This window comes from Candidatus Hydrogenedens sp., assembly GCA_035378955.1.
Classification (GTDB): Bacteria; Hydrogenedentota; Hydrogenedentia; order Hydrogenedentales; family Hydrogenedentaceae; genus Hydrogenedens.
The window spans coordinates 14,121-27,057 of the sequence record DAOSUS010000041.1 but is presented as its reverse complement, the minus strand read 5'-3'; the positions used below and the strand labels follow the sequence as shown (position 1 = coordinate 27,057).

12 protein-coding genes and 1 riboswitch are annotated in these 12,937 nt (G+C 40.1%); of the genes, 5 read left to right on the top strand and 7 right to left on the bottom strand.

Annotation, left to right across the window (positions count from 1 at the left end; translation table 11 throughout):
* The 4 genes from glpK to PLA12_09335 all read left to right on the top strand — a co-directional run.
* Positions 1 to 1,439, top strand: a 1,439-nt coding sequence (gene glpK, locus PLA12_09350; protein ID HOQ32705.1) for a glycerol kinase GlpK, incomplete at its 5' end; no start/stop codon positions are given.
* 145 nt (positions 1,440 to 1,584) lie between these two features.
* The gene (locus tag PLA12_09345) at positions 1,585 to 1,770 is read left to right on the top strand and encodes a hypothetical protein (protein ID HOQ32704.1); all 186 of its coding nucleotides are present in this window, start codon (positions 1,585 to 1,587) and stop codon (positions 1,768 to 1,770) included.
* Positions 1,771 to 2,205: 435 nt separating this feature from the next.
* Complete coding sequence (locus PLA12_09340; GenBank protein ID HOQ32703.1) at positions 2,206 to 3,042, top strand: sugar phosphate isomerase/epimerase family protein; 837 nt, start codon at positions 2,206 to 2,208, stop codon at positions 3,040 to 3,042.
* A gap of 46 nt (positions 3,043 to 3,088) precedes the next feature.
* Entirely contained in the window at positions 3,089 to 4,867 is a 1,779-nt protein-coding gene (locus tag PLA12_09335; GenBank protein ID HOQ32702.1) for a hypothetical protein, read from the top strand.
* A 288-nt stretch (positions 4,868 to 5,155) separates the two neighbouring features.
* Here the strand turns inward: PLA12_09335 and folD are convergent, their stop codons facing one another.
* The 5 genes from folD to gcvT all read right to left on the bottom strand — a co-directional run bounded on the left by folD (position 5,156) and on the right by gcvT (position 10,513).
* Entirely contained in the window at positions 5,156 to 6,061 is a 906-nt protein-coding gene (folD, locus tag PLA12_09330) for a bifunctional methylenetetrahydrofolate dehydrogenase/methenyltetrahydrofolate cyclohydrolase FolD (GenBank protein HOQ32701.1), read from the bottom strand.
* An 18-nt stretch (positions 6,062 to 6,079) separates the two neighbouring features.
* Positions 6,080 to 7,537: an aminomethyl-transferring glycine dehydrogenase subunit GcvPB gene (gene gcvPB, locus PLA12_09325; protein ID HOQ32700.1), complete on the bottom strand. Its 1,458-nt coding sequence runs from the start codon at positions 7,535 to 7,537 to the stop codon at positions 6,080 to 6,082.
* Between the two features lie 13 nt (positions 7,538 to 7,550).
* Positions 7,551 to 8,885: an aminomethyl-transferring glycine dehydrogenase subunit GcvPA gene (gcvPA, locus tag PLA12_09320; protein HOQ32699.1), complete on the bottom strand. Its 1,335-nt coding sequence runs from the start codon at positions 8,883 to 8,885 to the stop codon at positions 7,551 to 7,553.
* Positions 8,886 to 8,983: 98 nt separating this feature from the next.
* Complete coding sequence (gene gcvH, locus PLA12_09315) at positions 8,984 to 9,364, bottom strand: glycine cleavage system protein GcvH (protein ID HOQ32698.1); 381 nt, start codon at positions 9,362 to 9,364, stop codon at positions 8,984 to 8,986.
* Positions 9,365 to 9,427: 63 nt separating this feature from the next.
* The gene (gcvT, locus tag PLA12_09310) at positions 9,428 to 10,513 is read right to left on the bottom strand and encodes a glycine cleavage system aminomethyltransferase GcvT (protein HOQ32697.1); all 1,086 of its coding nucleotides are present in this window, start codon (positions 10,511 to 10,513) and stop codon (positions 9,428 to 9,430) included.
* A 69-nt stretch (positions 10,514 to 10,582) separates the two neighbouring features.
* A riboswitch (ZMP/ZTP riboswitch) is annotated at positions 10,583 to 10,671 on the bottom strand.
* A gap of 187 nt (positions 10,672 to 10,858) precedes the next feature.
* Here gcvT and PLA12_09305 point away from each other — a divergent pair.
* Complete coding sequence (locus PLA12_09305; protein ID HOQ32696.1) at positions 10,859 to 11,620, top strand: ubiquinone/menaquinone biosynthesis methyltransferase; 762 nt, start codon at positions 10,859 to 10,861, stop codon at positions 11,618 to 11,620.
* A 57-nt stretch (positions 11,621 to 11,677) separates the two neighbouring features.
* Here PLA12_09305 and ruvC read toward each other — a convergent pair whose 3' ends face one another.
* Entirely contained in the window at positions 11,678 to 12,166 is a 489-nt protein-coding gene (gene ruvC / locus PLA12_09300) for a crossover junction endodeoxyribonuclease RuvC (GenBank protein HOQ32695.1), read from the bottom strand.
* Positions 12,167 to 12,174: 8 nt separating this feature from the next.
* On the bottom strand, positions 12,175 to 12,924 hold the full coding sequence (locus PLA12_09295) for a YebC/PmpR family DNA-binding transcriptional regulator (protein HOQ32694.1): 750 nt from the start codon (positions 12,922 to 12,924) through the stop codon (positions 12,175 to 12,177).
* Positions 12,925 to 12,937 lie beyond the last annotated feature (13 nt).

Below are 12,937 nucleotides of genomic sequence, written 5' to 3'. Positions count from 1 at the left end.
GTAGTATTTTATTTGACCATGAGGGCAATGCTGTTGCAGTAAGTCAACAGGAATTCAAACAATACTATCCGCGACCCGGCTGGGTGGAACATGACCCGTATGAGATATGGAACACGCAATTAGCCACTGCACGAGCTGTATTAAAAAAATGTGGTGCTATGCCTGAAGAAATAGCCGGTATCGGAATAACAAACCAACGAGAGACGGCTGTGTTATGGGAAAAAAAATCTGGTGCCCCGGTTCATCCTGCAATTGTCTGGCAATGTAGAAGAACAGCAAATTTGTGCGAACAACTTCGTGCAGAAGGCTTGGAAGAAGAAATACGAAAAAGAACCGGACTATTATTAGATGCTTATTTTTCTGGCACAAAAATCCGCTGGATGTTAGATAATGTTTCAGGGTTACGAAAACGAGCAGAGAATGGAGAAATTTTGTTCGGGACAATTGACAGTTGGTTATTATATCAATTGACAGGAATTCATGCGACTGACTATACCAACGCATCGCGAACATTGCTATTCAACATACACACATTAGAATGGGATGAAATCCTACTCAACGCCCTTAAAATACCGCGAGAGATTTTACCGGAGATTCATCCCAGCAGTAAAGTTTATGGCACAACTGAAGTGCTTGGAAAATCCATCCCTGTTTCTGCATTAATCGGAGACCAGCAATCCGCATTATTCGGGCAAACTGCCTTCAACGAAGGAGAATGTAAAAATACTTATGGCACAGGTTGCTTCTTATTGATGAATACAGGTCAAGAAGCACCTCCATCAAAACACGGTTTACTTACCACAATTGCATGGGGATTAGATGGAAAAGTTACCTACGCTTTAGAAGGAAGTGTTTTCGTAGGCGGTGCCGTTGTGCAATGGTTGAGAGATGAATTGAAATTAATACAAAGTTCCGCGGAAAGCGAAGAAATTGCCATGTCTGTACCGGACACAGGTGGCGTTTACTTAGTTCCTGCATTCGTTGGATTAGGTGCTCCTTATTGGGATATGCATGCACGGGGAGTTATTACAGGTATTACGCGCGGAACTTCACGGGCACATATTGTCCGTTCGGCTCTGGAATCCATTGCTTATCAATCTGCGGATGTTGTCTTTACCATGGAACAAGATGCAAACACGAAAATTACACAACTTCGTGTCGATGGTGGAGCCTCTGCAAACAATTTCTTATTACAACATCAAGCCAATGTTTTAGGGAAACCCGTTATCCGCGGTTCTACTCTTGAAACCACCGCTTTAGGTGCTGCCTACCTTGCAGGATTGGCTACTCGTTTCTGGGATAATCAAGATGAGTTGCGAAAACGGTGGCGGGTCAGTCGTATTTTTGAACCTCAATGGAATGAAGACCAACGACAAGCCGCATTAGAAGGTTGGCGAAAAGCCATACAGAAAACTTGTGAAAAAGACATTAGAAAGTAGTTTTTTATCGGTAAACAAATCAGACTTGTCGGCCTCTTTTGATTATGGAAATCTGATTATTGCGTTTTTCTTTTAACATCCCTTATTATTCTCTGCATGGATTTCCTATTTTTTTACACAAAACAAATATCGTTAAGGAATAATTATGAAAACCAACAATAAAATTGTTTATAGGGATGGACTAAAAGGAATAATATGTGATTGGGCAGGGACTACTGTTGACTTTGGCTCTATATCACCTGTATCTGCTTTTGAGGAAGCCTTCAAAGATTTTGACTTTGAGATAATTCGTGATGAAATACGCCGATTTATGGATATGTTTAAATTTTAATACAGGGCAGTGGAACTTTTGCTGTGTAATCTGCTATTGGCACAATAATACAAAGGGGGAAAGTAAAACTACGGGTACTTACCAATGGTGCATACGGTGAGCGTATTGTAAAAATCACAGAATATCTGGACATTCCATGTGTTGTTCACAATAAAAAATTCTACCAACTACTCAAAGAAAAGGGATTTGTAATATATCCAGGTAAACTTACAGGATTAGACGCATTCCGCATAGGTAATATTGGACATGTTTTCCCTGAAGACATGTTGCGTCTCTTAACCGCAATCAAAGAATCTATATTCTGGTGACAGACCCCATCTTTAATAGATTTATTGGAAGAGCATGAATTATTGTTTTTATTGAAACATTTTATGTCTTTTTAATATCATTTATGTAAGATAAATTTTAAATTACACTTATATAAGGAAAAAAGAAATGCGTTGGGGATATGTTATTGTTTTTGTTTTATTCATCATGACAACTATTTCTACATTTGCAGAAGAAGAATTTTGTCCGCCGATTGGTGTGCGTCTGTCAAGTTATGGGAACTATCAAGAAAGTGCGTGGACACATCTGCCATCTATCGGCGTAAAATATCTATTTATTTCAGTTCCACCTGCAGACCAGGTTGCAGATATGGTAAAGAAACTAAACGAACACAACTTAAAAGTACTTGTCATGCGTGGTGAAGCAGACCTAACACAAGACACTTGTGTCCAGCAATTGGAAGAACAGTTTAAGGTATGTTCACAGATGGGGGTGCATTTCTTATTCCTCTCTGCGAAACGACAGGAAACACCTAAGGAAGTTGTATATGAGAGATTGCGTCGTGCTGGAGATATTGCCGAAAAATATAATGTTACCCTTGTGTTAGAGACACACCCCGATTTAGGGACAAATGGCGATGTTCAAGTTGAGACGATGAAAGCAATTAACCATCCCCGTGTCCGCGTAAATTTCGATACTGGGAATATAACTTACTATAACCAGAACACAGATGCCGTAACAGAACTAAAAAAATCTATACCTTATGTAGCCACGGTTGAGTTTAAAGACCATACGGGCGAATTAGAAACATGGAATTTCCCCGCATTAGGACAGGGAAAAGTTAATTTTCCGGAAATATTAAAAATCTTAAAAGAACACCATTATAACGGCCCTATCACCATTGAGTTTGAAGGAATTAAGGGAGTGGAACTTAACGAAGCCCAGACAAAAGAAGCCATTGAAAATTCCGTAAAATATCTTCGCTCTTTGGGCTGTTTCAAATAATTCCAGGGATGAAAAGAATAACCACCATTCCAAGGAGGAAGGAACCATGAACTTTGTTAGCAAATCATTATCTCTCCCAGACTGGATATTAATCGTTTTCTATTTCACTCTTATGTTAGGGGTTAGCCTTTATTCCTACCGTTATATTCAACAATTGAAAGACTACTTTAAAGGAGGGAATCGTATCCCGTGGTGGTTGAGTGGTGTCTCCTTCTGGATGACCAGTTTCAGTGTTGCCGCATTTGTATTTTATCCATCCCTATGCTATAAATACGGCTGGGTCGGAATTACCCTGCTCTGGGTAGCTGTGCCAGCAACGATATATAGTGCTTATATTTTCGGATGGCGTTGGCGAAGACTTCGCGTAAATAGCCCTGTTGAGTTTATCGAGGAACGATATAACGGCACACTACGACAAATCTTGGTATGGCAGGGTGTGCCTGTTAAAATCGTAGATGATAGTTTAAAACTCTTTGCCACAGGAAAGTTTGTTTCCATCATTACAAACATACCTATTACCTACTCTATCGCTTTGGTTGGTGGTATTATTATGCTTTGCACCTTTTTAGGAGGGCTATGGGCTGTCACTATTACTGATTTCATCCAGTTTATTGTGTTAGGGGCAGGGCTACTGGTTATTCTTCCGCTTTCGATTTACCATGCAGGTGGAATTACAAAAATCTTTGAAAATACCCCTGAAGGTTTTTTTCGCCTGACCAACGATGAATTTCCATGGAGTTACGTAATTCCTCTCATTATTTTGTATGCCTTTTCATGGAGTAGTATTAACTGGTCTCTTATTCAGAGATACTATTGCGTGCGAGACGAAAAAGAGGTGCAAAAGGTAGGGCTAACTGTAATTTTGTTATACATTATCGGTCCTCCCATTATGTTTTTCCCTGCTTTTGCAGGTAAACTAATTGTCCCAGAATTAAATGATGCTGGGGACATTTATCCGATACTTTGTTCGAAACTATTACCTGCGGGGATGTTAGGTTTACTCATTTCTGCCATGTTTTCTGCCACTATGTCCACCCTCAGTAGTGACTTCAATGTATGTGCCAGTGTTATCACGCAGGATATCTACAAAAGGTTGCTGCGTAATAATGCTCCTGAAAAAGAACTGGTATGGATAGGTAGAATAAGCACACTACTGGTTGGGATACTGGCTCTGGGAATTGGCGTATTATTAAGTCGTGGTAAAGCAGAAAATATGTTCCGTGTAATGGTAACTCTATTCGGTGTCGCAACGGGTCCTGTGGCTGTTCCTATGATGTTAGGAATGGTTTCCAGACAATATACAGGACGAAGTGCAATTATAGGTTTTTGTTTGGGCACCCTCGTTGGATTGTTTTTGTTATACATTCAATTAGGAGTGTCTTCTTTCACACTGCCCATAGGTATTACATGGATTGCAGACAAGAAAGAATGGTTATTATGGGGACTGAATGTTAAAATGGAAATCTTTATGTTCCTTGCCACAACCATTATCACTTACATTTTTATGGAAATTGTTACATTATTATCCCCTATGAGCATTATAGAACGGAACAAGATAGGAAATTTTTTCGAGAAAATAGAAAATCCAATTGGCAATTTAGAAGAAGACAAAGAAGTTTTGCAGGGAAAGGTGCATTTTTCCCCATATAATATTGTTGGGACCTGTGGAATACTGATTGCCATAGCATTGTTTCTTGTGATATTTTTTTCCACTCATGGCATTGAACGCTACATAGGTTTAGCCGTATCCGCTCTTTCTCTTATCGGCGGCTTATTATTCATCTATTTTGGTGCTATCGTCAAACCCTACGACAATAATCCATAACCACAATTATACCTCTGAATAATCTCTCACAAACGATATAAATGCTCTGCAGTAAGTAGTGCGACTATTCTAATTTACAACAAATCCGAATTACTTCTTAAAAAACCCTTCCTACACATCCCTTCCATTTACAAAACCCATCTTCATATCTCATTAGCCCAAATCGTTCAATCTGTCCTCTTTCATCCCATCCGTCCTATCCGTTCTATTTGTCCCATCTATCTTATCCGTCTCATTTGTCCCATTCGTCCCATCTGTCTCATCCGTAGCAACAAAAGGGATGTTGGGTTATTTGGCAATAGATGCAAGGAACTTTTCAGCTGATTTAACAGTGTTTTTCATAAGCATGGCAATGGTCATAGGTCCAACACCACCAGGAACAGGAGTAATGGCTCTCGCCCTTTTGGAAACACTGGGGAAATGCACATCTCCAACAAGGCGATAGCCCGATTTCTTTGTGTTATCAGGAATGCGATTCATACCCACATCAATAACCACACAACCGTCTCGCACCATTCTACCTTGAATAAATTCAGGAACACCCATCGCAGCGACGAGAATATCTGCGGTTTTGGTAATGTTGCTTAAATTTCGTGTGCGTGAGTGGCAGATTGTAACTGTAGCATCAGCACCTTCGGCTTTTTGAACTAATAATGCGGACAGAGGTTTGCCCACAATATTGGAGCGACCTACGATAACAACATGTCTACCCTGTATTTTGTATCCATACCTTACAAGCAATTCCTGTATACCCGCAGGAGTGCATGCTACAAAACAGTCCTGTCCATTAAGTAATTTGCCTTTATTTACAGGATGAAATCCATCAACATCTTTATTCGGGTCAATAGCATTTAGAATTTTTTCCTCATTGATATGTTTAGGTAATGGGCTTTGAATAAGTATCCCATGCACTTCTTGATTACTATTCAGTTCATCTACCAATTTCAGCAGGTCTGCTTCGGAAGTTTCTTTCGGCAGGTCGTATGCAAAAGAGCGAATTCCTAATTCCTCACATGTTTTCCTTTTATTACGAACATAAATCTGGCTGGCAGGATTGTCCCCTACTAAAACTACGGCTAAACAGGGAGTACATCCCTTTTCTTTCAATTCTTCAATCCTATTTTTTAATTCTGATTTAATAACCTCGCTCAGTTTTACCCCATCTAATAATTTAGGTTTTCTGGGTTTAAGCATTGTCGTCTCCTTCTCTTGCTATGTTTTCGAAGTGTTTAATGGACGAACAACATTCAGTTCCTTAGCTGCTTTTACTTCATCCAATCGCTGAACGGGTGTAGTCATAGGAGCATTTCTTAACTCATCTGGGTTCTGTTTTGCCAATTCAGATAATTCCAACATCGTATCGCAAAATTGGTCCAGTGTCTCCTTTGTTTCTGTTTCTGTAGGTTCAATCATTAAAGCCTCTTTGACTGTTAACGGAAAGTAGACTGTTGGTGCATGAAAACCACGGTCAAGCAGTGCCTTGGCAAAATCTAAAGCCCTTACTTCCCAATCATGATAAGGCATAGCCGTAAGGACACATTCATGCATACATAAACGGTCATAAGCAGGAGGGAAAACAGAACGAAGTCTAGATAAAACATAATTCGCATTGAGGACCGCCTTTCGACTGACTTCCTTCAATCCTTCATTTCCCTGCATTAAAATGTAGACATAAGCACGCACGGCAACTAAAAAATGACCTAAAAAAGGTGCCGATTTCCCAATACTATTTTTAGGATAGTCAAGGCTAAAAAGATTGTTATCCTTCTTGATTACTCTCGGAGACGGTAAGAAATCCAGCAAGCGTTCGTTGACCCCAACAGGACCCGAACCGGGACCACCCATTCCGTGAGGAGTTGCAAAAGTCTTGTGCAGATTAAAATGCATCACATCGAACCCCAAATCTCCGGGACGACACTGTCCAATAATAGCGTTCAGGTTAGCACCGTCATAATAAAGCAGTGCATCGTGCCGATGAGCAAGGTCAGCAATTTCTTGAATATCTTTTTCAAACAAGCCATGCGTATTTGGGCAGGTCAACATAATTCCTGCTACCTCATCATTCATGGCTTCACGAAAACGGTCTAAATCTAAAGTCCCTTGCGAATTCGAAGGAATCTCCCGCACTTGAAAACCTGCTATGGCGGCACTGGCAGGATTTGTCCCGTGTGCCGAGTCCGGTATAAGCATTATCTTTTTATGGGTATTTTTATGGTATTTGTGATAAGCGGACATCATCAAAACGCCGGTTAATTCGCCATGGGCTCCTGCCATAGGTTGAATAGAAACAGCCCGCATACCTGAAATTTCGCTAAGTAATTGCTCCAAATGGTAAACCAGTTCTAAAGCACCTTGAACATAGTCAAGATAAGTCTCAGAATAGAGCAACTGGGGATGTAATTGTGTAAACCCGACAAATGATGAAACAACATCCGCAATTTTAGGATTGTATTTCATCGTGCAGGAACCTAAGGGATAAAAGTTCATATCAATTCCCATATTTCTCCGTGAGAGATGGGTAAAATGACGGACGACATCCAGTTCTGAAACTTCGGGAAGTTCTGCGGACTTTTGCCGTTTTAGTTCTTGTGGAAAAGGAACATCCAATTCCTTATTACTCCTAAAAGAGAAAGCCTGCCGATGATTGCATCTTTCATAAATCAAGTCCATATTATAACTACTCCTATAAAATATTTATCCGAATAAGTTCGGCGAGCATATCCAATTCCTTTTGTGTTCTTTTCTCCGTTACCGCTATAAGCAAATCGCCTTCTTCACCGTAGGTATTTCCATCTATATCTTTACAAGGTATTTGTTGTTTACAATGTCCCAATAAAGACTTCAAAGGTATACCGGGCAATATTCCACTTTGCTTAATTTTCAAAATAACTTTTTCCGCCGGGATAGGAAGACGCACAACAAATTCATTAAAAGTAGATTTGGGGTTGATAACCGTTGCAAACGCACTCAATTTCTTCTTCAAATATTCTGTTTTGGAATAGCAATCCTGTGCCACTTCTATCAATCCCTGCTTCCCTACTTCACATAGATAAATCAAAGCACGCAAAGCACACAATGCTTGATTGGAACATACATTGGACATGGCTTTTTCGCGCCGAATATGCTGTTCTCTTGCCTGCAAGGTAAGAACAAAACCGCGTTTCCCCTGTTTATCTACTGTCATAGCACAGATACGCCCCGGCATTTTGCGTATATATTCCTTCCGTGCTGTAAACAATCCCAAATACGGGCCACCAAACCCTAATGGTAATCCTAAACTCTGTCCTTCACCGACGGCTACATCCGCACCCATTTCGCCGGGTGTTTTCATAATACCTAACGCAATGGGGTAGAATTGAATTATCATGAGAGCAGATGCGGAATGGCACTTCTGAGCAATTGTCGTAAAATCATGTATATTCCCAAAAAAATCCGGTGTGGCACCAACGATACAGGCACAACCATCGGGTTCATCTCCGTATTCCAATTCCAGTTCCAAATTCGCTGTATGCGTTCGTATCATCTGTTCGTAAATAGGGTTTAGTCCCGGTATAATTTTCACTTTCCTTCTACCCGTAACACGAACCGCAAGCATGATTGCCTCAAATAGGGCTGTTCCACCATCATACAAGGAAGCATTGGCTACTTCCATATCTGTCAATCGGCACAGTGCTGTTTGATATTCATAAATTGCCTGAAGTGTTCCTTGCGCACATTCCGGCTGATAGGGAGTATATGCTGTAGAAAATTCTCCCCGCTGTGAAAGGTAATCAACAACGGCAGGGATATAGTGGTCGTAATATCCTCCGCCAACAAATGAGACACAACCTGTATTATTTTTTTTACTTAATGCTTCCAGATGTTGATATGCTTCTATTTCCGATAAACCTTCCGGTATATCCCATGATTTCAGGCGAAGGGATGGGGGTATATCTTCAAACAAAGAGGCAACCGATGATACACCGATTGCTTGCAACATCTCTTGCTCATCTTTAGGAGTTATAGGTATCCATGCCATAATATATTCCTCAGACCCATGTTAATTTTAAATAAAAAATACATCACCTTTTAAATGAAAAATCAGAATTCAAATGTAATATAATTTTGAGCAACGGATTATAATGATTTGAGATATTTCTCGTAGGCTTCACGGTTCATCAATCGGCGATATTGAGCAGTATCAATATCATCCATCTTGAAACACCAGCCTTTACCATAGGGGTCAAGATTAATAAGTTCCGGTTCTCCTTCTAATGCTTCATTGACCTCTACGATTACACCTGTGACCGGAGCATAAATATCTTCTGCTGCCTTCACAGATTCCACCTGTGCCACAGGTTCCTTTTGCCGAACATGCCTGCCAATCTCAGGCAACTCGACATAGGTCACATCGCCCAATTGTTCCTGTGCATACTCCGAGATACCTACAATATACAATCCGTCTTCTTCCCCAATCCATTCGTGATTTTCTGTATAGCGAACATCCTCTGGATACATAGCATGTTCTCCTTATTTATTGTTTGGGGCGTTAATTTTTTTTACACTTACATCATACATTTATTATAAAACCTTTTTTCGGGCGGTTCCGTTTTGGTAAATGGGGACATTACATACCTCAACCTGCAAAGGACGACCGGCTATTTGCAGGAAAGTTCCGGGGATAGCAACCTTTTTATCTAACATAGCTAAACCCACACCTACTCCAACACTGGGTCCATAGGTGCCGCTGGTAACTTCTCCCACCTCACTATCTTGAAAGACAATCTTCTGATTATGTCGAGGTGCTTGCCGTGTATGTGTTTTTATTCCTGTTAAAACACGGTAATCGCTTCTATTTTTTTGTTGTAAAAGCAAATCTTTACCAATGAAATCATGTTCCCAATCAATAAATCGGTCCATAGAAGCCATTAATGGAGTAGTCCCGGGAAGAATATCCTGCCCATTTAAGGGATAGCCCATCTCCGTCCGCAATGTATCACGGGCACCCAATCCACAAGGCTTTACCTCCGCATGGGACACCAATTTTACCCAGATGTCTGCACCTATAGAAACCGGCAGATAAAGTTCATAACCTAATTCACCCGTATAGCCTGCACGCGTTATTATAATTTTTTCACCTCTCCATTCAAATCTTCCACCTGTCCAATATTTCAATCCTGCAATTTGCGAATCGAAACCCGCTTGAAGTAGAACATCTAAACTCCGAGGTCCTTGAACATCTATTTTTACAATTTGTTGCGTAATATCTTCTGCCTGAACATCAGATGGGCATAACAAAGATGAAACCTCTTCTAACGGTCCTGCATTGGTTACAACAAATAAAGTTTCTTCATCCAATTTCATTCCTACACAATCATCAAGAACAGAACCATCTTTGTTTAATATTGCTGTATATCGGCACTTTCCTACGGGAAGAGGCATAAAATCACCACAGGTGAGAAAAGAAAAATAGGAAATTTTATCGCGCCCATGGATTAAGAATTCACCCATGTGAGAGCAGTCAAAAATACCTGCATGGGAACGCACATGAAGGTGTTCCACAATAATACCTTCAAATTGGACAGGCAAATACCAGCCATGAAAATCTACAAACCGCCCGCCTGATTTTTCACAACACTCAAAAAGTGGAGTCTTTTTCAATTCCAATGAATTTCTCCTGTGAGTGATAACACATTTAAGTATATGTTATTATGCTATTCAATTATTAAACAATAAATTTTACGCCCAGGCGAACGGCGTTTTTTTACGGTTTTGTCGCTCCCTTGTGGTTCATTCCACTTAAATCGCCAGTTGCGACACCTTTACATGGAGTTATTATACCAAAAAATAAACATAAAATTCAAGAACCCGTTTTTACTATAAAAAAATGTTAAATATATGGTTAGAAAGATAACATGTTAAATGAGTTATTAAAAAAAGCAGTAAATTTTAGAAAAAGCAGGTTTTATTGATAATCAAAGAATATTTTAAATGATGGAATAATAGGAAGTTATGTTTGAACAACCAGAAAAGAATAATAACCCTAATCCTGAGATAGAATTACGGCAAAGGGGAGAGATTTTCCGCCTATTTAACCGTATTGCCTCCAAATATGATATAACGAACCGTTTGCTATCACTCGGACAGGATGCTTACTGGCGAAAGAAACTTGTTCGTCAAATTCGAATAGAAAAAGGTCAGGACTTTTTTCTATTAGACCTTGCCACAGGGACAGGTGAAGTTATGAAAACCTTTCGAGAATTTTTCCCTGATGCAGGTTATCTTATTGGAATTGACCTTTCTGAGGGAATGATAAAGGAAGGTATGGAAAAATTTCATGATAAGAAACAAAAATACTTATTTGCTGTAATGGATGTGCTATATCCGGGCATCAAGTCGGAGGCAATCAATGCAGTAACAATGGCTTTTGGAATACGGAATGTATCGGAAGTTTCTCGGGCACTAAAAGAAATTTACCGTGTATTGAAACCCGGAGGACAGGTTCTAATACTTGAGTTTGGTCTTCCACAAAAAGGACTATGGCGAAAAATTTATTTATTTTATTTGAGATACTTGCTCCCATACATAGGTGGCTTCTGGACGGCTTGCCCTTCTGCATATAGATATTTAAGTGAAACAATATGCAAATTCCCTTCTCATGACCATTTTTCCCAATTATTACAGGAAGCAGGTTTTACAAACACAAATTGGATAGAGTTCAATCGTGGTGCTGTCCTGCTTTACACAGCGAATAAACCTAACCAGAGTGAATAAACGAATAAACTCACGAGTAGTAATCTAAAGTGTCGAGATACAATACAAACCTTATTTTTAAATATTTCCTGGATGAATAGGTTTAATATGGAATGCACAGATAGCCATGGCAAGAGCATCTGCAGCGTCATCCGGTCGGGGAATTTCATCTAACAATAAAAGCCTCTGCACCATATTTTGAACCTGTATTTTCTCCGCTCTACCATATCCAACAAGGGCTATTTTCACCTCTGTTGGACTGAACTCAACCACCGGTATCTGCTGATGAGCCGTTGCGAGCAAAAGGACCCCGCGTGCCTGTGCGACATATATTCCATTGGTTACATTTTTCTCAAAGTAGAGCCGCTCAATAGCAATAATATCGGGCTTGTGCTCTTTAATTAAATCGAAAGCATTTTGATAAATGATAGCCAGTCGTTTTGCTATATCATTTATAGCGGGTGTTCGTATCGTCCCGTGGGAAATATAGAAATAGCGTGAACCTTCTTTTCGAACAAGTCCATATCCCGTAGTTGCTAAACCAGGGTCAAATCCGAGGGCAATCATTACTATGATTATTCCGACATTGCCTCCGCCACTGCCTCATCTGTAATATCCAGATTTGTATAAACATCTTGAACATCATCCATATCTTCCAGTGCTTCCATAAGTTTCAGCACAGAAGCGGCAGACTTATTTTCGACGGAGATTAAATTTTTCGGCTTTAAGGTAAGTTTCGCTTCACCGATAGGTAAATTCATCTTTTCAAAATTTTGCAGAACCGTATGCAAATCATTCGGTGCTGTATATACTTCATACATTTCACCTTCTGTGTCCACATCCTCTGCACCGGCTTCCAATGCCTTTTCCATAATATCATCTTCAGACAAATTTTCTTTCTTAACAGTTATCAGACCTTTCTGGTCAAAATTCCACAGCACCGCACCAGCTTCTGCCATTGTTCCACCATGTTTGGTAACGATATGACGAACATCAGCAACGGTTCTCCGTTTATTATCTGTTAAAACATCAACGACAATAGCCACACCTGCAGGTCCGTAACACTCATACCGTACTTCTTCGTAATTTTCACCACCTTCACCCGAACCGCGTTTAATAGCCCGTTCAATGTTATCCTTCGGCATATTAGCATTTCGGCATGCTATTAAAACTGTCCGAAGTCGCGAATTGGCTTCCGGGTCAGGACCGCCCATCTTCACAGCTATTGAAATTTCTTTTGCCAATTTTGAGAAAATCTTTCCTCTTTTTGCATCCAAAGCACCCTTCTTGTGTTTAATAGTAGCCCATTTAGAATGTCCTGACATCGGTTTTCTCCAT

What these genes read in the sequence shown, in the direction of transcription:
- gcvPB (HOQ32700.1), bottom strand. Translation starts at nt 7,537, where the DNA reads ATGGACTTGATTTATGAAAGATGCAATCATCGGCAGGCTTTCTCTTTT.
- PLA12_09340 (HOQ32703.1), top strand. Translation starts at nt 2,206, where the DNA reads ATGCGTTGGGGATATGTTATTGTTTTTGTTTTATTCATCATGACAACT.
- PLA12_09335 (HOQ32702.1), top strand. Translation starts at nt 3,089, where the DNA reads ATGAACTTTGTTAGCAAATCATTATCTCTCCCAGACTGGATATTAATC.
- gcvPA (HOQ32699.1), bottom strand. Translation starts at nt 8,885, where the DNA reads ATGGCATGGATACCTATAACTCCTAAAGATGAGCAAGAGATGTTGCAA.
- folD (HOQ32701.1), bottom strand. Translation starts at nt 6,061, where the DNA reads ATGCTTAAACCCAGAAAACCTAAATTATTAGATGGGGTAAAACTGAGC.
- PLA12_09295 (HOQ32694.1), bottom strand. Translation starts at nt 12,924, where the DNA reads ATGTCAGGACATTCTAAATGGGCTACTATTAAACACAAGAAGGGTGCT.
- PLA12_09305 (HOQ32696.1), top strand. Translation starts at nt 10,859, where the DNA reads ATGTTTGAACAACCAGAAAAGAATAATAACCCTAATCCTGAGATAGAA.
- ruvC (HOQ32695.1), bottom strand. Translation starts at nt 12,166, where the DNA reads ATGATTGCCCTCGGATTTGACCCTGGTTTAGCAACTACGGGATATGGA.
- PLA12_09345 (HOQ32704.1), top strand. Translation starts at nt 1,585, where the DNA reads ATGAAAACCAACAATAAAATTGTTTATAGGGATGGACTAAAAGGAATA.
- gcvH (HOQ32698.1), bottom strand. Translation starts at nt 9,364, where the DNA reads ATGTATCCAGAGGATGTTCGCTATACAGAAAATCACGAATGGATTGGG.